Annotated in this window: 19 protein-coding genes; 8 read left to right on the forward strand and 11 right to left on the reverse strand. The window is 74.0% G+C overall.

What is annotated here, in order from left to right; genetic code table 11:
• Positions 1–172 precede the first annotated feature (172 nt).
• Positions 173–889, forward strand: a complete 717-nt coding sequence (locus PVK74_RS11810; protein ID WP_069089084.1) for a maleylpyruvate isomerase family mycothiol-dependent enzyme — start codon at positions 173–175, stop codon at positions 887–889.
• Positions 890–897: 8 nt separating this feature from the next.
• A complete protein-coding gene (locus PVK74_RS11815) occupies positions 898–1,551 on the forward strand; it encodes an MBL fold metallo-hydrolase (protein WP_043331130.1) in 654 nt (217 codons plus the stop codon).
• Between the two features lie 45 nt (positions 1,552–1,596).
• Here PVK74_RS11815 and PVK74_RS11820 read toward each other — a convergent pair whose 3' ends face one another.
• Together PVK74_RS11820 and PVK74_RS11825 are read right to left on the reverse strand one after the other, a co-directional pair.
• Positions 1,597–2,205: a DedA family protein gene (locus tag PVK74_RS11820; protein WP_274479068.1), complete on the reverse strand. Its 609-nt coding sequence runs from the start codon at positions 2,203–2,205 to the stop codon at positions 1,597–1,599.
• An 89-nt stretch (positions 2,206–2,294) separates the two neighbouring features.
• Complete coding sequence (locus tag PVK74_RS11825; RefSeq protein ID WP_043331125.1) at positions 2,295–2,969, reverse strand: class I SAM-dependent methyltransferase; 675 nt, start codon at positions 2,967–2,969, stop codon at positions 2,295–2,297.
• A gap of 181 nt (positions 2,970–3,150) precedes the next feature.
• Here PVK74_RS11825 and PVK74_RS11830 point away from each other — a divergent pair, with 181 nt between their 5' ends.
• Positions 3,151–3,354, forward strand: a complete 204-nt coding sequence (locus tag PVK74_RS11830) for a cold-shock protein (RefSeq protein ID WP_013287480.1) — start codon at positions 3,151–3,153, stop codon at positions 3,352–3,354.
• 51 nt (positions 3,355–3,405) lie between these two features.
• On the opposite strand, the gene PVK74_RS11835 is transcribed toward PVK74_RS11830, so the two are convergent.
• The 5 genes from PVK74_RS11835 to PVK74_RS11855 form a co-directional block, all read right to left on the reverse strand.
• Positions 3,406–4,680 carry an MFS transporter gene (locus PVK74_RS11835; RefSeq protein ID WP_274479069.1) on the reverse strand — a complete coding sequence of 425 codons (1,275 nt, stop codon included), beginning with the start codon at positions 4,678–4,680 and terminating at the stop codon, positions 3,406–3,408.
• Between the two features lie 52 nt (positions 4,681–4,732).
• The gene (locus tag PVK74_RS11840; protein WP_069089081.1) at positions 4,733–5,308 is read right to left on the reverse strand and encodes an ArsR/SmtB family transcription factor; all 576 of its coding nucleotides are present in this window, start codon (positions 5,306–5,308) and stop codon (positions 4,733–4,735) included.
• A 97-nt stretch (positions 5,309–5,405) separates the two neighbouring features.
• A complete protein-coding gene (locus tag PVK74_RS11845) occupies positions 5,406–6,314 on the reverse strand; it encodes a hypothetical protein (protein WP_113972489.1) in 909 nt (302 codons plus the stop codon).
• Positions 6,315–6,484: 170 nt separating this feature from the next.
• On the reverse strand, positions 6,485–8,137 hold the full coding sequence (locus PVK74_RS11850; RefSeq protein WP_420800523.1) for a CocE/NonD family hydrolase: 1,653 nt from the start codon (positions 8,135–8,137) through the stop codon (positions 6,485–6,487).
• A gap of 2 nt (positions 8,138–8,139) precedes the next feature.
• On the reverse strand, positions 8,140–8,664 hold the full coding sequence (locus PVK74_RS11855) for a MarR family winged helix-turn-helix transcriptional regulator (RefSeq protein ID WP_064445294.1): 525 nt from the start codon (positions 8,662–8,664) through the stop codon (positions 8,140–8,142).
• A 133-nt stretch (positions 8,665–8,797) separates the two neighbouring features.
• On the opposite strand from PVK74_RS11855, the gene PVK74_RS11860 reads away from it, so the two are divergent.
• Positions 8,798–10,936: an MMPL family transporter gene (locus PVK74_RS11860; RefSeq protein ID WP_274479070.1), complete on the forward strand. Its 2,139-nt coding sequence runs from the start codon at positions 8,798–8,800 to the stop codon at positions 10,934–10,936.
• 82 nt (positions 10,937–11,018) lie between these two features.
• Here PVK74_RS11860 and PVK74_RS11865 read toward each other — a convergent pair whose 3' ends face one another.
• Together PVK74_RS11865 and PVK74_RS11870 are read right to left on the reverse strand one after the other, a co-directional pair.
• On the reverse strand, positions 11,019–11,882 hold the full coding sequence (locus tag PVK74_RS11865) for a transglycosylase SLT domain-containing protein (RefSeq protein WP_274479071.1): 864 nt from the start codon (positions 11,880–11,882) through the stop codon (positions 11,019–11,021).
• A gap of 32 nt (positions 11,883–11,914) precedes the next feature.
• Positions 11,915–13,372 (reverse strand): DedA family protein, encoded by a 1,458-nt coding sequence (locus PVK74_RS11870; protein WP_274479072.1) that lies wholly within the window; start codon positions 13,370–13,372, stop codon positions 11,915–11,917.
• A 131-nt stretch (positions 13,373–13,503) separates the two neighbouring features.
• Between PVK74_RS11870 and typA the strand changes: the two genes are divergently transcribed.
• Entirely contained in the window at positions 13,504–15,372 is a 1,869-nt protein-coding gene (gene typA, locus PVK74_RS11875) for a translational GTPase TypA (protein ID WP_043329598.1), read from the forward strand.
• Between the two features lie 656 nt (positions 15,373–16,028).
• On the opposite strand, the gene PVK74_RS11880 is transcribed toward typA, so the two are convergent.
• Positions 16,029–16,694, reverse strand: coding sequence for a class I SAM-dependent methyltransferase (locus tag PVK74_RS11880; protein WP_274479073.1), 666 nt, complete (start codon positions 16,692–16,694; stop codon positions 16,029–16,031).
• Positions 16,695–16,755: 61 nt separating this feature from the next.
• On the opposite strand from PVK74_RS11880, the gene PVK74_RS11885 reads away from it, so the two are divergent.
• On the forward strand, positions 16,756–17,622 hold the full coding sequence (locus PVK74_RS11885; RefSeq protein ID WP_274479074.1) for a serine hydrolase: 867 nt from the start codon (positions 16,756–16,758) through the stop codon (positions 17,620–17,622).
• A gap of 5 nt (positions 17,623–17,627) precedes the next feature.
• Here PVK74_RS11885 and PVK74_RS11890 read toward each other — a convergent pair whose 3' ends face one another.
• Positions 17,628–18,425 carry a tyrosine-protein phosphatase gene (locus tag PVK74_RS11890; RefSeq protein WP_043329595.1) on the reverse strand — a complete coding sequence of 266 codons (798 nt, stop codon included), beginning with the start codon at positions 18,423–18,425 and terminating at the stop codon, positions 17,628–17,630.
• Positions 18,426–18,469: 44 nt separating this feature from the next.
• Here PVK74_RS11890 and PVK74_RS11895 point away from each other — a divergent pair, with 44 nt between their 5' ends.
• Positions 18,470–19,567, forward strand: a complete 1,098-nt coding sequence (locus PVK74_RS11895; protein WP_274479075.1) for a mandelate racemase/muconate lactonizing enzyme family protein — start codon at positions 18,470–18,472, stop codon at positions 19,565–19,567.
• A 129-nt stretch (positions 19,568–19,696) separates the two neighbouring features.
• Positions 19,697–20,533: a C40 family peptidase gene (locus PVK74_RS11900; RefSeq protein WP_223201373.1), complete on the forward strand. Its 837-nt coding sequence runs from the start codon at positions 19,697–19,699 to the stop codon at positions 20,531–20,533.

The raw sequence follows: 20,533 nt of genomic DNA on the forward strand, positions 1-20,533 counted from the left end.
ACCGGCATGCACACCACCTCCTCTCCGACTCCCGGTGCCGCGTTGGCGACGACGCGGACCGGGCGGCCCAGGTCGTCGGCCCCGACGGTAGGTGCCGCGCCGACGCGCCGAAAGCGATTTCCCCGGCGGCGCGCCCTGCCCGGGCCCGCTAGTGTCGAACCGTGAGAACGCGATGACCACCGACCCCCTGCTGCTGACCGGCCCGCTGGCCGAGGCGAACGACCGTCTCCTGCGTACCGTGTCCGGCCTGACCGCGGCGGACGTCGCGGCGCCCTCGCTGCTGCCGGGCTGGTCCCGGGCGCACGTGCTCACCCACCTGGCCCGCAACGCCGACGGGTTCGTCAACCTGCTCACCTCCGCGCGCACCGGCGAGGACATCCCGATGTACGCCTCGGCGCAGGCCCGCGCCGCCGACATCGACGCCGGCGCCGACCGGGGTCCGGCCGACCTGCTCGACGACGTACGCCGCAGCGGCCAGCGCTTCGACGCGGCGGTCGCGGCGATGCCCGTGGACGCCTGGGGCGCCACCGTGCAGACCCGGCGCGGCCCCTGGCCGGCGGCGATGCTGGTCTGGGGCCGGCTGCGCGAGGTCGAGGTCCACCACGTCGACCTGGCGGCCGGTTACCTTCCGGCGGACTGGCCGGAGGCGTTCGCCCAGCGGCTGCTGCACGAGGTGGTGACCGGGCTGTCCGGCAATCCGGCCGCGCCGGCCATGGTGCTGCGCTTCGACGGCGCGGCCTCCGAACTCGTCGTGGGTGACCCCGAGGGGGCGCCCACGGTCACCGGCCCCGCGCCGGAACTCGCCGCCTGGCTGACCGGCCGGGGCGCGGGCGAGCTGCTCACCGTCGACCCCGACGGCCCTCTGCCCAACCCACCGGAATGGATCTGAACATCGTCATGACCTACACCGGAGACGTCACGCCCGGCGGGCCGCCGGCCGTGCGCGAGCTCGACCGGCTCACCGTCACCAAGCTGTCGGTGGGCCCGATGGACAACAACGCCTACCTGCTGCGCTGCAACGCCACCGGCGAGCAGGTGCTGATCGACGCCGCGAACGAGGCGCCGCGCCTGCTGGAGCTGGCCGGCGACGGCGGGCTGGCCGCCGTGGTGACCACGCACCAGCACATGGACCACTGGGTCGCGCTGGAAGAGGTGGTGGCCAAGACCGGGGCGCGCGCGCTCGTGCACGCCGACGACGCCGAGGGCCTGCCCATCTCCGCCGAGCGGCTCGGCGAGGGCGACACGGTGCCGGTCGGCGACTGCGCGCTGGAGGTCATCCACCTGCGCGGGCACACGCCGGGCTCGATCGCGCTGCTCTACCGCGACCCCTCCGGCACCCCGCACCTGTTCACCGGCGACTCTCTCTTCCCGGGCGGCGTCGGCAACACCGACCAGGACCCGGAGCGCTTCGGGCAGCTCATCGACGACGTCGAGGCCAAGCTCTTCGACCGGCTGCCCGACGACACCTGGTTCTACCCGGGCCACGGCAAGGACAGCACCATCGGCGCCGAGCGGCCCGCGCTGCCGCAGTGGCGCGCCCGCGGCTGGTGAACACGCCCGGTCCGGCCTCCCCCGTGGCGGCCGGGCCGGGCGCGGTCAGCCGGTGACCGCGCGCAGGCGGTGCCGGGTGGCGAGCAGCACCGGGCCGGCGAGCAGCAGCCCGACCGCCATGGTCAGCACCGTGGGGTTGAGCGCCGCGGGCAGCAGCCCGGTCAGCGCCCGCGCGGTCAGGCCCAGCGCCACGTAGAGCCCGGCCCAGGCGGTCGCCCCCGCCGCCGCGCAGGCCAGGAACCGCCGGTACGACATCCGCAGCCCGCCGGCGGCCAGCGGCAGCAGCGCGTTGAACACCGGCAGGAACGGCGCCACCAGCACGATCCGTCCGCCACCGCGGTGCAGCAGCGTCTCGGCGGCGGTCCACCGGGACTCGCCGATCCAGCCGCCGACCCGGCTCTCCCGCAGCTGCCCGCCCCAGCGCCGTCCGGCGAAGAAGCTCAGCGACCAGCCGGCCAGGCAGCCGGTGACCACCGCGGCGACGGTCAGGGCCCCGCCGGCCGGGCGACCGGCGCCGACCGCCGCGAGGACCGCCGCGTCGCCGGGCACCAGCACCCCGATCAGGGGTACGGCGTCGGCGAGCATCACGATGCCCAGCAGACCCATCAGGAGGGTGGTGGGCAGCTCACCGGCGGCGGCCACGAGATCGTTCATGAGCTGCACGCTATGGCCCGCCGGTCACCCGGCACATCGGGCATGATCCCCCAGTGGCCCCCGACACCCGACCCGGAGATCCCTGAGGGTCATCGGGGTCGCAGCACCTGCACCCGGCGTACCGGGGAGTCGACGGAGGGCTCGGTGGTCGGCACCGGGTAGCTGGCCACCAGCTCCAGCCCGCCCGGCGGCAGGTGACCCCGGTCCGGGTCGCCGACCAGCACCTCGACGCCGTGGTCGGCGCAGCGCCGCAGGTAGGGCAGGACCCGCGCGGCCAGTCCGGCGTCGTAGAGCACGTCCCCGGCCACCAGCAGGTCGGCACCCGCGACGCCGTCGAGCAGGTCGTCGCCGTCGGCCGCCACCCGGACCCGGTTGGCGCGGGCGTTCACAGTGACGGCGGCCACCGCGTACGGGTCGATGTCGTTGGCGACCACCTCGTCCGCCCCGGCGAGCGCGGCGGCGATGGCGACCAGCCCCGATCCGGCGGCCAGGTCGAGCACCCGCCGCCCGGCGGCCAGTTCGGGGTGGTCGAGCAGGTGCCGGGCCAGCGCCTGCCCGCCGGCCCAGACCGACGCCCAGTACGGCGGCGGCAGCGACCGACCGGCGGCGGCCTCCATCCGGGCCCACCACAGGATGGCGTCCTCGGCCAGGTGCAGGCGCACCTCGGGCACGAACGGCGTGTCGACCAGTCGCAGGCGGTCCGGGCCCGCGCCGGGCACCGCGATCTCCTGTTCCAGGTCGGCCAGAGCCGTCTGCGTGCTCATCGGGGCAAGCATGCCGCGCCGCGCCCGGCGCCGGGGTCATTTTCCCGGCGCGGCACGTATTCACGGGCGCGCCGCGCGCTTCCGGCAGCGGATTGCGGTCCGGACGGTTACTGTCGGGGTGGTACAGGGCGACCACCGGCCGCGGGGCCGGCGCTCGCCCGCATTGAACAGGGAGAGACGCATGGCAACCGGCACGGTCAAGTGGTTCAACTCGGAAAAGGGCTTCGGCTTCATCGAGCAGGACGGCGGAGGTCCGGACGTGTTCGTCCACTACTCGGCCATCCAGAGCAGTGGCTACCGCGAGCTGAACGAGGGTCAGAAGGTCGAGTTCGAGGTGACCCAGGGCCAGAAGGGCCCGCAGGCGGACAACGTCCGTCCGATGTAGTGACGTGCCGGTGGCGGCGGTCGGGGCTCCGACCGCCGCCGCAGCGCATCATCAGGACGGCGCGGCCGGCAGGTCGCGCCGTCTCCGTAGCGGCCCGGCCAGCAGGATCAGCGGGGTCAGCGCCAGCCACGCGGTCATCACCCGGATCGCGCCACCCGGCCCCCAGGCCGCGCCCAGCGCGCCGGCGAGCAGGGCGGCCAGCGGAATGGTGCCGTAGTTGAGCAGATGCATGCTCACCGTGACGCGGCCGAGCAGCCGGTGCGGGGTGTACGTCTGCCGGAAGCTGCCCTTGACCACGTTGCCGATCGCGACGCCCAGGCTCACGAGCGCACCGCCGAGCACCAGCCACGCCGTGCGAGCGCCGGGTCCGGCGAGCGGGATGAGCAGCGCGGGCGGCCCGGTGAGAGCGCCGGCGAGCAGTACGGCGCGTGCGCTGCCGAGCCGGCGGGCCAGGCGCGCGGCCAGCGCGGCGCCGATCACGCCGCCGAGGCTGGCGAGTCCGATCAGGAGGCCGACCAGGCCCGCCGGGAGTTCGGCCGAGCGCACCAGGAACACCACGAGCACCGCCTGGTAGCCGGTGAGCCCGATGTTGCTCGCCGCCCCGAAGACCGTCAGCACCCGCAGGTACGGGTCGCGGACGACGAATCGCAGCCCGGCGGCGACCTCGCGGCGCAGCGACGTCGTCCCGGCGTCCCGGTGCGGCCGGGCCTCGACCGCGCTGATCCGGCGCAGGCAGAGCGCGGACAGCAGGAAGGTGAGCGCGTCCAGCGCCACAGCGGTCACCGCGCCGACGAGCTGGGCGACGAGACCGGCCAGTCCCGGGCCGACGAGGTAGCTCGCGGTCTGGGTGGCGTGCAGCCGGGCGTTCGCCTCGGGCACCTGCTCGGGACGCAGCAGCGTGGGCAGGTAGACCTGGTCGGCGGTCTCGAAGAAGACCCGGGCCAGTCCGGCGCCGAGCGCCACGACCAGCAGGTGCCCGACGGTGAGCAGGCCGAGCAGGGCGGCCACCGGGACGCTCGCGAACAGCGCGGCGGCGGCGAGGTCGGCGGCGATCATCACGGGCCGGCGGCGGACCCGGTCGACCCACGCCCCGACCGGCAGGCCGGCGAGCAGCCAGGGCAGCCACGCCGCGGCGGTGAGCACCGCCACCTGGAACGTGCTCGCGTCGAGCACCGCGACCGCGACCAGGGGCAGCGCCACTGCGGTCATGTTGCTGCCGACGGCGCTCACCGTGTGGCCGGTCCAGAGCAGCCGGAAGTCCCGGTGCCGGAACAGCCCACCGCGCGGCGGGGCGACCGGCCCGGACGTGCGCGCGGGGGCGGTCATGACGCGCGCCCCGGTAAGGCGCTCGCGGGCGGCGCCGGAACGCGGTGGGCGGTCACGGCCGGCCCGGGACGCCGTGGGCGAACACGAAGACCGGCTCGCGGCGCTGCCCGTCCTCGGGCGCCGGCCGGTCGGCCCACCGTGCGAACAGCGCGATCACCTCACGGCTGAGCTCGGCCAGCTCGTCCGGGGTCAGGTGCAGCCACTTGTCGGTGCTGAACGGCCCCTCTCCCCACGCGGCGTGCGCCTCGTCGGGGGCGGCGTGCCAGGCGCGGACCAGCTCGGCGTGCCGCTCCAGGTTGAGCGAGCTGGCCGCGTCGGCCACCACCCGGGCCGCCGGGTCGTCGCCGAAGTCGCTGTTGGACCAGCGCACCCCGCGATCGCGCAGCCGCCACCAGCGTTCCCGGCGGTCGCGTGCCAGCTCGGGCGCCTCGACCAGCAGGTCGGCGGCGGCCAGCACCTTGAGGTGGTGGCTCACGTTCGCCGGCGCCTGGTCGGTGCGGTCGGCGAGCATGCCGACGGTGCACGGGCCGTACACCTTGAGCACGTCCATGAGCCGGCGGCGCAGTGGGTGGGCGAGCGCGGCGAGCACCCGCGAGTCGGTGATCTGCCGGACGGTCCGCTGTTCCATGCGCCCGAGTCTCACATCCGCAAGAGCTGTTGCGCAACAACTCTTGCGGAATGCGCCGGCCGACGGCGCCGCGACCCGCGGTCGCGGCGCCGGACCGTCAGGCGATCAACCGCCGGGACAACTCGTCGGCCACGTCCCGGGCGATCTGCGGCGGGATGGCCTCGGCGATCTTCTCCGGCGGCAACCCGGCCAGCACACCGGAGACGATCTGCTGCTCGTCGGTGAAGTCCCGGCCGGACAACTCGTTCACCTGCGCGACCAGCGCCGGCCAGGCGCGCAGCATCGCCAGCATCTGCTGCAACGGCGAGTTGGGCATGGGCGGGTTGACCAGCCCGGTGGTGCTGGCCGGCGAGATCAGCCAGTTGCGCAGGTTCTGCAGGTCAGCCAGGACGTCGCCCACAGTGCGGTTCTTCGAGCCGGTGTCCTTGATGAGCCGGTCGGTCTGTTCCATGTCGTCCTCCGGTTTCGCGGTGGCGATCATTCCGATCGCGGTCAGATAGCGGCGGAACAGCGGGGTCAGGTCACGCCCCGCCTTTGTCGAGTCACGGAAGAAGCTGAAATGCGTGTGGTACAGGTGGCTGCTGTCGCCGCTGGTGCGCCGGCCCAGCCGGTCCCAGCGGCGCACGGTCCGCCCGTCCGGGGAGTAGATGACCTCCCGGATGTCCCGGGTGTCGGCCGCGTTCGCCACGCACTGCGCCACCATCCAGGTGGAGAACGTCCGCAGGTTGTGCGTACCGCCGCCGGAGCGGACGGAGAACGTGCCGACGTCCAACGCGGACGCGTACAGGGTCAGGCCGGACCGGTCCCGGGTGGACTCCACCACCGAGTAGTCGTTCGTCACGACCCGGTCGGATCCGCAGTGGTAGCCGCCCCGGTGGTTGGGGTCGCCGACGATGCCGACCTCCGCCGGCTCCAGATCGTCGGCGCGTACGGCCTTCTTGTCGACGTTGAGATAGGTGAGCAACAGGTTCCGGACGGCCAGCAGGTTCGCCGGGGCCGACGTCATGGCAGATCCCCTTCCGATCGATGACCGGCGAGGGCACGACAATCACACCGCGTGATGGCGTGCGATCCGCGGACGCGCCCCGCCGGATAACTGCACGGCACCGGGCACTTGCTCCGAGCTTAACCACGGTTAGGCAGAAGTGCCCAGCTCAGGGACGGTTTTTTGGACTATCAGCCCGCTGTGGACGGTGTCCGCGTGAGCGGCAGCTCCAACCCCGAGGGATGCTCACGATCGCTGAGAATCTCTCGCCAACCAGCACGAAGAGTCACGGCAGTGCCGAGTGGCTCACCGGTGCCGGGATTGCGCGCGTACCGGGGGTGGGCGCCACCGGAGACCTGGACCCGCAGCCGGTGCCCGGGCGCGAAGCGGTACGCGGTCGGCCAGAGCGTCACCGGCACGGCGACCACACCGGACGGATCACGCGGGAACCGGCCCGGCTCGACCCGGACCAGCCCGTCGCAGACGTTCCAGGAGCGCCCCCGCCGGTCCACGTCGCACAGCCGCACGAACACGTCCAGGTACGACAGTTCGCTGCGCACGTGGATCTCGGCGCGTACCGGCCCGGCCACCTCGACCGGCTCCGGCAGCGGCCCACTGGTGTAGGTGAGCACGTCCGGCCGGGCCTCCACCGGCCGGTTGTCGACCGCGCCGGCCCGCTGGGCCACGAGCAGCGGCCCGCCCAGCGACGGGGTCGGGTCGGCCGGGTCGTACCAGAAGCGGTCGGGCGTGGTGCCGGGCTCCGGCGGCTCCGGGGCGAGCCCGCCGCCCGAGCGCAGGTGCCACCGCACGGGCGTGGCGGGCGGCGGCCAGTCCGGCAGGTCACGCCAGCCGCCGCCGGCGCCGCCGACGTGCACCCGCACCGGCGCGCGCTGCGGCGCGGGCCGCCCCGCCAGGTGCGTGTCGAGCCAGTCCAGCCCTTCGCGCAGCGACGCCAGGAGCAGCCCCGGGCTGCCGTGGGTCCAGGGGCCGACGACCAGGCGGGGTCGCGCTCCGGCGGCCCGCAGGCGGGCGTAGTCGTCGAGTTGGGCCGGCAGGAAGATGTCCTGCCAGCCGCTGACCATGGCGACCGGGGCGCGCACCTCGGTGATCCGTTCGCCGAAGACCCGGGTACGCCAGTAGTCGGCGTCGGGGGTGTGGTGGCGCAGCCACTCCTGGAAGAACGGCACCGTGACACCGGTGGCGACCCGGTCCGCCTCGGCCAGCGGCAGGTGCGCCAGGGCACGGACGAGGCGGGGCTGACCGCGCTTGAGTTCCCACTGCCGGGCCAGCCAGGGCACCGTCTGCGCCTGGAGCAGCTCGGCCCAGGTGAGCACCGTGTCCAGGGCGAACGACTCCCCCGCGTACGTGGAGTCGCGGGTGCCCGACGCGGTCACCACGGCGACCATCGCGCGCAGCTCGTCGCCCGCCTCGGCGGCGAGCGCCCACTGCACGAAGCCCTGGTAGCTGGCGCCGAACATGCCGAACGCGCCGGTCCACCAGCGCTGGCGGCGCAGCCAGTCCAGCGTGTCGAGGCCGTCGTCGCGCTCGTGTACCAGCGGCGCGAACTCGCCGCCCGAGCCGTACGTGCCGCGGCAGGACTGGATGACCACGTGGAAGCCCCGCTCGGCGATCAGGCGGCCGAGCAGGCGGATCGGCCCGCCCCGCCCGTACGGGGTGCGGATCAGCACGCAGTGCGCGCCGGGCAGGTCGGGTGCGTAGTGGTCGGCGCGCAGCGTCACCCCGTCGCGGACCCGGACCGGGATGTCCCGGGTGACGGTGACCCGCCCGGTGCGGGCGGCCGGTAGTCGCAGCGCCGCGGCGGCGGCCCGGGTGACCAGCCGCACGGTCAGTCGCCCTCGCCGGGGCCGGGTGCGGCGCCGCGGCGGGGCGCGGCGCGGATCTCGTCCCGGTGGGTACGCATGGAGCGCACCATCTCCGCCATGAACCGCTGCACCACGGCCAGCTCGTCGTCGGTGAAGCGGTCCATCACCTCGTCGGTGCGGCGCCCGAGCGGGCCGAAGAAGCTCTGCGCCAGCGTGGCGCCACGGTCGGCGTAGTGCAGGAGGATCTTGCGGCGGTCGGCGGTGTCCCGGTCGCGGCGGATGTGACCGCCGCGTTCCAGGCGGTCGACGAGCGCGGTCACCGACCCGGAGGAGATGTTGAGCGCCTCACCGAGGCGGCCCGGGGTGATCGGGTCGCCGACCAGCTCGGCCTCCATCACCGCGATCAGCGCGTGCAGGTCGGTGGCGTTGAGCCCGTGCAGCCCGGCGAAGGCGTGCCCGATGTGCTGGGCGTCGACGGAGTAGCGCCGCAGGTCGTTGGTGATCTCGGCGATCATCCGCCCGCGCGGGTCGTCCCGTCGCCGGTACATCCTGTGCGCCACCGCTCGCCGACACCCCCTGCCCGAACTGATCCGGTTGCAGCATAGAACCACCCCGGATAATCTCGCCTATCAAGATACTCGTTCAGAGAGAATCCTCCGCGACCAATAGTGAGGGCATCCGATGTCACTGTTCTCCCGCGTCGTCCGGGGCCGGCTCGCCGCCTGGCTCACCCTGGCCGTCGCGCTCGTCGTCGGCGTAGTCGCCTTCGGGCTGCCGAAGCCGGACAATCCCGACCCGGTCTCCGGCACCGGCCTGTCCGTGGAATGGCAGTCGACGCAGGTCGAACGGCTGCAGGACCAGTTGCCCTCCAAGGACGCCCAGACCGCCCTGGTCGTGGTCAGCCGCGCCGACCAGGCCCCGCTGAGCGGCGCGGCTGACCACGGCCAGCTCGACGGCCTCGCCGGCCAGCTGAACTCACTCGCCGCCGGCGGCCGGGTCTCCCCCGCCCAGGTCTCCCCGGACGGGACCGTGGCGCTGGTCGCGGTGCCGCTGTCCACCGAGGGCGGCCCGTCGGCGGTGGTCGACGAGGTGGAGAAGCTCCGCGAGGCGGTCGGTGACCTGCCCGGCGAGCTGACCGTCGAGGTCACCGGCGGGCCCGCGTTCACCGCCGACCTGGGCAAGGTGTTCCAGGGCGCGGACACCACGCTGCTGCTGGTCACCGCCGCCGTGGTGGCGGTGCTGCTGCTGGTCACCTACCGCAGCCCATTCCTGTGGCTCGTACCGCTGCTCGTGGTGGGCGCGACCGAGCAGATCACGCTGCGCGTGGTGGAGTCCCTCGTGCCCGCGTTCGGCATCTACCTGCCCAGCGGCCAGGTCACCGGCATCGCCAGCGTGCTGGTGTTCGGCGCCGCGACCAACTACGCCCTGCTGCTCATCGCCCGCTACCGGGAGGAGCTGCGCCGGGAGGAGGACCGGTTCGCCGCCATGCGCTCGGCGCTGCGCCGCACCGCCGAACCGATCCTGGCCAGCGGCAGCACCGTCGTCCTCGGCGTGCTCACGCTGCTGCTGTCCGAGCAGGAGACCAACCGGGCGCTCGCCATCGCCTGCGCCACCGGTGTGATCCTCGCCATGCTCTCCGCCCTGTTCGTGCTCCCCGCAGCCCTGCTGCTGTTCGGCCGGGGCCTGTTCTGGCCGTTCATCCCCCGCGTCGGCAGCGCCGCCCGCGAGGGTCGGATCTGGGGCCGCCTCGGCGAGATGGTCATCCGCCGGCCGCTGCCGGTCGCCGCGCTCGCCGTCCTGCTGCTCGCCGGCCTGGCCCTCGGCGGCCTCGGCATCCGCACCGGCCTGTCCGAGACCGAGCAGTTCAGCGAGAAGCCGGAGGCGGTCGCCGGGGCGGAGACGCTCGCCCGGGCGTTCCCGGCCGGCAGCACCCAGCCGGTTGCGGTGCTCACCAACCCGCAGGCCGCCCCGGCGGTGCTCGCCGCCGCCTCCGACGTCGACGGGGTCGCCTCGGCCCGGCCGGGCGCCGCCGGAGACCGGGTAGCCCAGATCGACGTGGTGCTCACCGCCGAGCCCGGCAGCGCCGCCTCCGACCGGGCCGTGGTGGCGCTGCGCGACGCCGTGGCCGCCGTACCGGATTCCGCGCCGCCCGCCGTGGACGGCGCGGACGCCCCCGACGGCGCCCTGGTCGGTGGTTCGGTCGCCGCGACCTACGACTCGAACGAGGCGAACACCAAGGACCTCAAGCTGATCCTGCCGCTCATCCTGCTGCTGGTCGGCGCGGTGCTGGTGCTGCTGCTGCGCGGAATCCTGGCGCCGCTGCTGCTGGTGGTGACCGTGATCGCGTCGTTCTTCGCCAGCCTCGGCGCGGCCTGGCTGCTCTTCGACCACGTGCTGGACTTCCCGGCGCTGGACAGCGGGGTGCTTCTGCTCGCGTTCGTCTTCCTGGTGGCGCTCGGCGTCGACTACAACATCTTCCTGGTCACCCGGGCCCGGGAGGACGCCCGGCGCACCGGCACCCGCGACGGCATGCTGTCGGCGCTGCGGGTCACCGGCGGCGTCATCACCAGCGCGGGCGTGCTGCTCGCCGCGGTCTTCGCGGTGCTCGGCGTGCTGCCGCTGATCACGCTCACCCAGATCGGCATCATCGTCTGCATCGGTGTGCTGCTGGACACGCTGCTGGTCCGTACCGTGCTGGTGCCGTCGCTGGCGTTCCTGCTCGGCGACCGGTTCTGGTGGCCCGGCCGGATCACCCGGGACGCCGACGCGCCCAGCGACGCCGTCGACGCGCCGGCCGAGCCGGTGCCCGCGCGGGACTGACCTGGACGGACAGGGCGGGGCCGGCACGTTCGCCGGCCCCGCCCGTTCGTTTGTCCGCTCGTTCGCTCGTTCGCTCGTTCGCTCAGAAGCTCAGGCACTCGCACTCGGTCATCAGCGCCCGCACGTTGCGCACGTACTGCGGGTTGGGGATGTCCAGCGGCTTGTCCTTCTGCGCCACCGCGCCGTGACCGAAGTTGTACGCCGAGATCACGGCGTTGAGCAGACATGAGTCCAGCTCCGCGGTGCACAGCGAGGCGTCGAGGCGGTAGTCGGCCTTGAAGTACATGTCGCCGATGTACTTGGTCAGCCAAGCCAGGTAGCTGCCGCCCAGGTAGGCGTTGTCCTGGTAGTCCTCGACGTCGTACGACTGGCCGAACCGCTGGTTCATCCACTCCGCCGTATCCGGCATGACCTGCATCAGACCGATCCCGGTGTCGCAGGCGATGATGTTGGACTGCCACCCGCTCTCCTGCCAGGCGGTGGCCTTCATCAGGGCCGACGGGATGCGGATGTCCGGCGCCGAGGTGGGCCAGTAGGTGCGCGCCGCGGCATCGGCGAGCGCCGCTTTCACCTGGCTCCGGCTCGCCGCGGTGCCCCGGTAGCTCGGCTTGCAGCCGGCCACCGGCTTGCGCGGGGGCGGCGGAACCTTGGTCTCGGTCGGCGGATCCGGCTTGGCGAGCGGCCCGGTGGACGTGCGGGACGGCTTGGCCCGCGGGCTGGCCGACGCGCTCGGGCTGGGCCGCCCACCCATCGCCGCGACCGCCGGTGGCTCCTCGCTGGGCGCGTCGGCGGGCGCCTCCTGCGGTTCGTCCGCCGGCGCCGCCGTGGGCAGGTCCGCGGCGACCTCGCGGACCGGCCGTTCCTGTTCGCCGCACGCCGTCAGCGTGCCCGTCGCGAGCAGCGCCGCCACCGCCACCGCGGCCCACCTGCCGAATCCTCGCCGCATCCGACCTCCCCCGTCGTTGCCGTCGGCGCACCCTAACAAGGATCGGCAGGTCCGCGGGGTACCCGAGACGCCGACCGGCGCCGCCGGGGCCGCGGCGGCGCGTCCCGTGAGGCCGGGCCGCCATCCGCCGGGTCCGGCCGCTCGGCGCCGTCCGCCAGCCGGTCCCGGGTCGCCCACGCCACCACGAACACGGTGGTCCAGGCGATGCCCAGCAGCACCGCCGTGACGGTGCCGCTCGCGGTGCTGAGTCCCAGGTAGAGCCGCGCGCCGGTGACCATGACCACGCCTGCCGACGCGGCCGTCCACACGGCCACGCCGACCGGCCAGCGCGCGCCGCGGGACAGCAGCCAGGCCAGCGTGCCGAAGCTCGCCGTCACCACCGCGTTCTGGGTCGGGAACAGGTCACCGGCCCGGTCCGGGCCACCCGGATCGGTCAGCTCCGCGACAACGACGAGCAACACCAGCGGCACCGCCGCGCCGACGGTGCCCAGCACCCCGAGCGGGTCGGCCCGCCACGGCCGGCCCCGCCCCGTCACCACGGCCGCCACCACGGCGACCGCGGCGATGAGCAGCCAGCCGCGCAGCCCCGACACCGCGGCCTGCCCCGCGTCGACCACCCCGGGGGTACGCCGGGCGGCGAACCAGTCGGAGACCAGCCCGTCGAGGACACCCAGCCCGCTGTGCCGGACCACCGCCTCCAGCAGCAGCGCCACGGCCAGCCCGGCGACGAACAGCAGCGCCAGCCCCAGCACCAGGTTGACCAGCAGGCTCCAGGCCGGGCCGACCCGCATCGCGACCAGGAAGAACAACACGCCGTACCGGGACCGCAGCCAGCGCAGCGGCGGCAGCGCGGCGGCCCGGGCGGCCAGCGCGCGCACCGGGTCCGGGTTGCGCCCCAGCCAGCGGCCCGCCAGCACCACGCCGAGCAGGCACAGCAGCAGGGCCAGCACCGCCCCGGTGGCCTGGCCGAGCAGCTTCGACACCCGCTCGTACGACTCCCCGGCCAGGTAACCGGCCAGCACCGAGGCGCCGACCCAGCTCGCCACCCCGGCGAGGTTCCACGGCGCGAACCGCCGGTACGGCATTCCGGCCGACCCGGCCAGCCGGGGCGCCAGCGTACGGGCGAACGCGATCCAGCGGGCGGCCAGCACGCCGCGACCGCCCAGCCGGTCCAGCAGCGAATCGGCCCGCCGCCACCGGTGCGCCCCGATCCGGGCACCCACCCCCGAGGCACGCAGCCGTGGGCCGTACCGCCGCCCGGCCCGCCACGCGAGTGTGTCTCCGATCACGGCGGCGGCGGTCATGGCCACCAGCACGGGCGCGAGGCGCAGCGTCCCCGCGTACGCTAGGAAGCCGACCAGAAGCAGGGTCGCCTCGCCGGGCATCAGCAGCCCGACGATCACCGCGGTCTCCGCCGCGACGATCGCCGCGGCGGCCAGGTAGATCAGCAGGGGCGGCAGCTCCTGCAGCCAGCTCAGCAGGTCAGGCATCGGACACCCCGCACGGGTGTCAGCATGCCAGTCGCTGGAACGGTCGGCACAGCACTTTCGACGCAGATCCGGGCGATCTCGGGGTGACCCCGAGGCGTGCCCGGGCTACCGCAGACAGGAGTATGGAGGGTATGCAGCTACGCACCGACCTCCGCAACGTCGCCATCATCGCCCACGTCGACCACGGCAAGACGACCCTGGTCGACGCCATGTTGCGGCAGGCCGGCGCCTACGGCGCCCGCGGTGAGAACACCGAGCGGGTCATGGACTCGATGGACCTCGAGCGCGAGAAGGGCATCACCATCCTCGCCAAGAACACCGGCGTGCGGTATCTGCCGGCGGACGGCTCGGAACCGGTCACCATCAACATCATCGACACCCCCGGTCACGCCGACTTCGGCGGCGAGGTCGAGCGCGGCCTGACCATGGTCGACGGTGTGGTGCTGCTGGTCGACGCCAGCGAGGGCCCCCTGCCGCAGACCCGGTTCGTGCTCCGCAAGGCGCTGCGCGCGCGGCTGCCGATCATCCTGGTGATCAACAAGGTGGACCGTCCGGACGCCCGGATCAAGGAGGTCGTGGACGACACGTACGAGCTGTTCCTCGACCTGGACGCCGACGAGGAGCAGATCGACTTCCCGATCGTCTACGCCTGCGCCCGCGACGGCATCGCCTCGCTGACCCAGCCCGCCGACGGCGCCGTCCCGGACGACAGCAGCAACCTGGAGCCGCTGTTCCGCACCCTGCTGGACACCATCCCCGCGCCCGCGTACGACGAGGGCGCGCCGCTGCAGGCGCACGTCACCAACCTCGACGCCTCGCCGTTCCTGGGCCGGCTCGCGCTGTGCCGGGTCCGCCAGGGCACGATCAGCAAGGGCCAGACCGTGGCCTGGTGCCGCACCGACGGCAGCACCCAGCGGGTACGCATCTCCGAGTTGCTGATGACCGAGGGCCTGGAGCGCAAGCCGGCCGAGTCCGCCGGGCCGGGCGACATCATCGCCGTGGCCGGCATCCCGGAGATCATGATCGGTGAGACGCTCGCCGACGCCGAGAACCCGGTGCCGCTGCCGCTGATCACCGTGGACGAGCCGGCCATCTCGATGACCATCGGCACCAACACCTCGCCGCTGGTAGGCCGGGTCAAGGGCGCCAAGGTCACCGCCCGGATGGTCAAGGACCGGCTCGACAAGGAGCTGATCGGCAACGTGTCGCTGCGGGTGCTGCCCACCGAGCGGCCGGACGCCTGGGAGGTGCAGGGCCGTGGTGAGCTGGCCCTGGCGATCCTGGTCGAGCAGATGCGCCGCGAGTCCTTCGAGCTGACCGTCGGCAAGCCGCAGGTGGTCACCCGGGAGATCGACGGGAAGACCTGCGAGCCGGTCGAGCGGCTGACCATCGACGCCCCGGAGGAGTACCTCGGCGCGATCACCCAGCTCCTGGCAACCCGCAAGGGCCGGATGGAGCAGCTGGTCAACCACGGCACCGGCTGGATCCGGATGGAGTGGCTGGTCCCGGCGCGCGGCCTGATCGGCTTCCGCACCGAGTTCCTCACCGAGACCCGCGGCACCGGCATCCTGCACCACGTCTTCGAGTCGTACGAGCCGTGGTTCGGCGAGCTGCGCACCCGCAACAACGGGTCGCTGGTCGCCGACCGGGCCGGCGCGGTCACCGCGTTCGCGATGACCAACCTCCAGGAACGCGGCCAGCTCTTCGTCGAGCCGGGCACCGAGGTGTACGAGGGCATGATCGTCGGCGAGAACTCCCGCTCCGACGACATGGACGTCAACATCACCAAGGAGAAGAAGCTCACCAACATGCGCTCGTCGACCGCCGACGAGACCGAGAAGCTGATCCCGCCGCGCAAGCTGTCCCTGGAGCAGGCGCTGGAGTTCTGCCGCGAGGACGAGTGCGTCGAGGTCACCCCGGCCGCGGTGCGCATCCGCAAGGTGGTGCTGGACCAGACCCAGCGCGGCCGGATGGCGGCCCGCCGCAAGCACGCAGGCTGACCCACCCCGCCCCACCCGGAGCCCGGCCCGCCCCAGGCGGACCGGGCTCCCCCGTCTCTCCCCCTGCCCTGCCCTGCCCTGCCCGGTTGATCATGAGGTTGGCGGCGTTTTCGATCTCCATAACCGCCGCTAACCTCATGATCGACCGCCAAAGCGCGAGATCTTGGTACGAAATGGCCCCTCCAGGGGCCGATTCCTACCAAGATCTACACGGATCTCGGGATATGACCTTCTAGATCCCGGATAGTGGGAGACCGGGCGGTCTCCGCGGACGGCATGGGAGCGGCCGTCGGATGACGTGGAACTGGCGGACTGAGCCAGGAGTGGACGGCCCGGCGCAGGCCGGAACCGGTGGGCGGAGGAGAAGCGAGCGGGCCGACGCAGACGGAAGCCGGCGGACGGGCAGGAGCGGGCGGGCGGACACAGGCGGAAGCCGGACGGGCCGACCGACATGCGAGCCGGCAAGCGGGCGGACGCGGAAGCGCGCAGGCGAGCGCACGCGGGAATGGGGCAAGCGGGCTGGCCCGTAAGCGAGCAAGCGGGCGGATCCCGGAAGCGGGCGGACGAGTGGCCGACCACGGTGGAGGTCGGGCGACAGCGGTGGCGGCACGGACCCGAACGAACGCCCGTAACAGGACGATCGCGGGGACGAGGCGTCAGCGGGGCTTGGTGGCGGCGATCGCCAGGGCGTCGGGGACAGGCCCGGAGCCGGACTCGACCACCCGGATCACCACCAGACCGGCCGCGGTGACGGCGTTGAGCAGGTCGGCCAGGGGCAGGTGCCAGGCGCCGACACGCGCCCGCACCCCGACGACGTTCCACGACCGCAGCGTGTGCTCCCGTGAGGCGTACCCGCCGTCGATCACGATCCGCTCCGGCTCGGACCGGTCGGCGAACGCGCCCACGTAACACGGGTGCACCCCGACGTGCACCAGCCGGCCACCGGGCGCCAGCACCCGCGCCGCCTCCGCGAGCGCGGCCGGATAGTCGGGCATGTCGGTGTGCGCGAGCACGCACACCGCGGCCGGCACCGCGCCGGCGGCCAGCGGCAGCGCTGTCGCGTCAGCCCGGGCCACCGGCAGCCGCGACCGGGCGTGGCGCAGTTGCCCGCCGGACAGATCCACACCCACCGGCGTCCATCCGAGACGGCGCAGCTCGGCCGCGTGCGCGCCGGTGCCGCAGCACAGGTCCAGGCAGCGGCCCGGGCCCTCGCCCAGCAGGCCGGCCAGCACCGACCGGATCCGGTCCATGTAGACCGACGAGGTCTCGCTGGCGTACTCCTCGTACCAGTCGGCGATGTCGTCGTACAACGGGGTCGTCATCTCCGCACGCTAGCCCCGCACCGGGCCCGCCGCTGCCCCGCAGATCGGCTACGGTGCCCCCATGACCTGGGAGGAGCTCGACGCGCACCTGGACAAGGTGCCCGGCACCGTCTCCGCGTACGTGGGCCGGCCCGGCGCGCGGCCGGCGTGGACGCGGCGCGCCGACGGCACCCACTACGCGGCGAGCACGATGAAGCTCGCCGTGCTGGTGGCGCTGTTCCGCGCCGCCGAGGCCGGCCGGCTCGACCTGGACGCGCCGGTGCCGGTGCGCAACTCGTTCGACTCCGCGCTGCCGGGCGCGCCCCGGTTCGCCAACGCCCGGAACTACGACAACGACGAGGCGGTCTGGGACCGCGTCGGCGGGGACGCGCCGCTGCGCTGGCTCGCCGAACGGATGATCGTCCGGTCCAGCAACCTGGCCACGAACATCTGCATCGGCCAGGTGGGGCTGCCCGCCGTGGCGCGGGCGTGGGCGCTCGCCGGGGGGCGGCACAGCGTCACCGGCCGCGGCATCGAGGACTTCGCCGCCCGCGACTCCGGCATCGACAACCTGGTCACCGCCGCCGACCTGGCCGCCCTGCTCGGCGAGCTGGCGCTCGGCGCGACCCGGCCCGGCCCGCTCGCCTCGCCGTCTGCCTGCGCGGCCATGCTCGACGTGCTCGCCGCCCAGGAGCACCGCGAGGACCTGGCCGCCGGGCTGCCCGACGGCACCCGCATCGCGCACAAGAACGGCTGGGTGCGCGGCGTGCGCCACGGCGCCGGCGTGGTCTTCCCGGACGACGCGCCGCCGTACACGATCGTCGTCTGCACCACCACCGACCTGGCCGACGGCGGCGCGGACGGCGACGAGGTGGAGGACGACGCCTGCCGGCTGATCGCGCACGTCTCCGCGCGGGTCTGGGCGGCGCGGCACGACCTGGCCAGCTGACCCGGCTACTCCAGCAGCCGCTCGCGCAGCGCCGCGCGGTCCGCGTCGGTCACCCCCAGACCGTCGCGCAGGTACGCCTCGAACGAGCCGTGTGTCCGGCGCACCTCGTCGTAGGCGGCGTCCAGGTATTCCGGGCGCACCTCCAGCAGCGGCCGCGCCACCGCCGGATCCAGGTCCGGCCGGCGCTGGATCATCGCGGACAGCAGCACCTCGCGCAGGCTCTCGGTCAGCTCGTTGTGCACCAGGTAGTCGGCGCGGATCGCCTCCTCCTGGACGCCCAGCGCGGTCAGCAGCACCACCGACAGCCAGCCGGTGCGGTCCTTGCCGGCCGAGCAGTGGAACAGCAGCGGCAGGTTCGCGTCCTCGACGGCCAGCCGCACCGCCGCGCTGAAACCGGCCCGCGCCGACTCGCCGGTGACGAACCAGCGGTAGATCGCCGTCATCGCCCCCGGCATGCCCTCCCGGGCCAGCGCCGCGTAGGCGTTCAGGTCGTGGCCCTGCAGCACCGCCGAGACGTACGTGAAGACGGGATGCGCCGCGTCGTAGACGGGCAGGTGCACCACGCGGGGCGCACCGGCCAGCCGGTCCGGCGGGGCCACCGCCTGCTCGTGGACGTCACGCAGGTCCACCACGCAGGCCGGGCCGAGCTTGCCCAGCACCGGCAGGTCCTCGTCGGTGAGCCGGCCCAGCGCGGGCGTGCGGATGAGCCGCCCGGCGCGTACCCGCCGCCCGTCTGTCGTCGGCAGTCCGCCCAGGTCACGCGCGTTCGGCGCGCCCACCAGCTCCCATTCCCGCCCGGTCATCGGCCCTCCCCTGCTCGCCGCCAGTTGGCTATAGGGTGCCCCACATGACCATCGCCGCGGTACGCACCCACCGTCTGTCGGCCCCCTTACACACCCCGTTCGTCACCGCGCTGCGCCGCACCACCACAGTGGACACGCTGGTCGTGGAGGTGATCGACGGCGACGGCCTCTCGGGTTTCGGTGAGGCGCCGCAGGTCTGGCAGGTGACCGGCGCGTCGGTGGCCGGTGCCGAGGCGTGCGTACGCGAACTGCTCGCGCCGCTGCTGATCGGCCGGGACGCCGACGACCTCCAGGCGGGCTGCGCCCTGGTGCGTCGCGCGGTGGTCGGCAACGAGTCGGCGAAGGCGGCGGTCGACGTGGCGCTGCACGACCTGGCCGCGCGGCGGCTCGGCGTACCCCTGGTGCGTCTGCTCGGCGGCACGGCGCTGCGGGTGCCGACGGACGTCACGCTGGCCGCCGGCGACGCGGTCGACCTGGCCGCGACGGCGGCGCGGCGCGGTGCCGAGGGGTTCGGGGTGCTCAAGCTCAAGGTCGGCACCGACGCCCGCGGCGACCTGGACCGGGTGCGCGCGGTGCGGGCCGCGGTCGGGCCGGACGTGCGGATCCGGCTGGACGCCAACCAGGGCTGGACGCCCCGGGAGGCGGTGCGGGTGATCCGCGCGATCGAGGACGCGGGGCTCGACGTCGAGCTGGTCGAGCAGCCGGTGCACCGCCGTGACCTGGACGGGCTGGCCTGGGTCAGCGACCGGGTCGGGCTGCCGATCCTGGCCGACGAGTCCGTCTTCGACGTGCGGGACATGGTCGAGGTGATCCGGCGGCGGGCCGCCGACATGGTCAACGTGAAGCTGGCCAAGTGCGGTGGGCTGCAACCGGCCCGCACGCTGCTGGACCTGGCCGCCGCGCACGGCATGGGCACCATCGTCGGCTCGATGATGGAGGGCCCGGTCGGCGTGGGCGCCGCCGCCAGCCTGGTCGCCGCCTACGGCACCACCGCCGTGTCGGACCTCGACGCCGCCTGGTGGCTGGCCTGGTCGCCGGTGACCGGCGGCATCCGGTACGAGGGCGCGAGCGTGCTGCTGCCGGACGCGCCGGGTCTCGGCGTCACCGGCCTCCGTGAAGCTAAAATTCAGTCACATGGTTGAGTAGCGGCAGAATTTTTCATATGGTCGCCCGGAGAAGCATTCCAGAGAGGGGTACGCGTGGCGCCTCAACCGTGCCGACAGGCCGTCGTACGGGTGCCGGTGGCGACCCTGTGGACAGCACCCGATGCGGTGCGCCCGATCGACCGGCCCGCTCTCGCCGACTGCCCCGACGTCGCCGGCTGGATCGCCGGGATGGACCGCGACCAGCGGGTCGGTGACTGCGTCCTGACCCAGTTGCTGCTCGGCGAGCCGGTACGGATCACCGAGACGCGGCCGGACGGCTGGGCCCGCGTCGTCGCGCTCGGCCAGCCCGCCGCGAAACACGGCGCCGACGGCTACCCGGGCTGGGTGCGGACCGCCCACCTGACCACCGCCGAGCCGGCCGGCGCCGCGCTGACCGTCGACGTCGCCCACACCACGCTGCACGCCTCGCCGGGCGGCGCACCCGCGCTTCGCGGCCTGGTGCTCGGCACCCGCCTGGAGTCGGCCGGGCGGCCGGTGGACGGCGGGCGACCGGTCCGCGTACCGGGTCGGGCCGACCCGCTGTGGGCCCCGGAGGGCGACCTGGTGCCGCTGCCGGCCGAACGCCCCGAGGCCAAGGAGGTGCTCGCGGTCGCCGAGCGGCTGCGTGACCTGCTCTACGTCTGGGGCGGCCTGTCCACCGACGGCATCGACTGCTCCGGGCTGGTCCACCTGGCCTGGCGGCGGCACGGGATCACGCTCCCCCGCGACGCCGACGACCAGGCGGACGCGACGACGCCGGTGGCGCTCGGCGACGAACGTCCCGGCGACCTCTACTTCTTCGCGCGGCCCGGCCGGCGCGTCCACCACGTCGGGATCGTCTCGGCCGAGCCGCACGGCGGCCGGCGCCGGATGCTGCACGCCTGCTACCTGACCCGCCGGGTGGTCGAGGAGGAGCTGCCCGCCGACCGGGCCGCCACGCTCGTCGGCGCGCACCGCGTCTGA

It is taken from the genome of Micromonospora chalcea (assembly GCF_028768405.1).
Taxonomy (GTDB): domain Bacteria; phylum Actinomycetota; class Actinomycetes; order Mycobacteriales; family Micromonosporaceae; genus Micromonospora; species Micromonospora chalcea.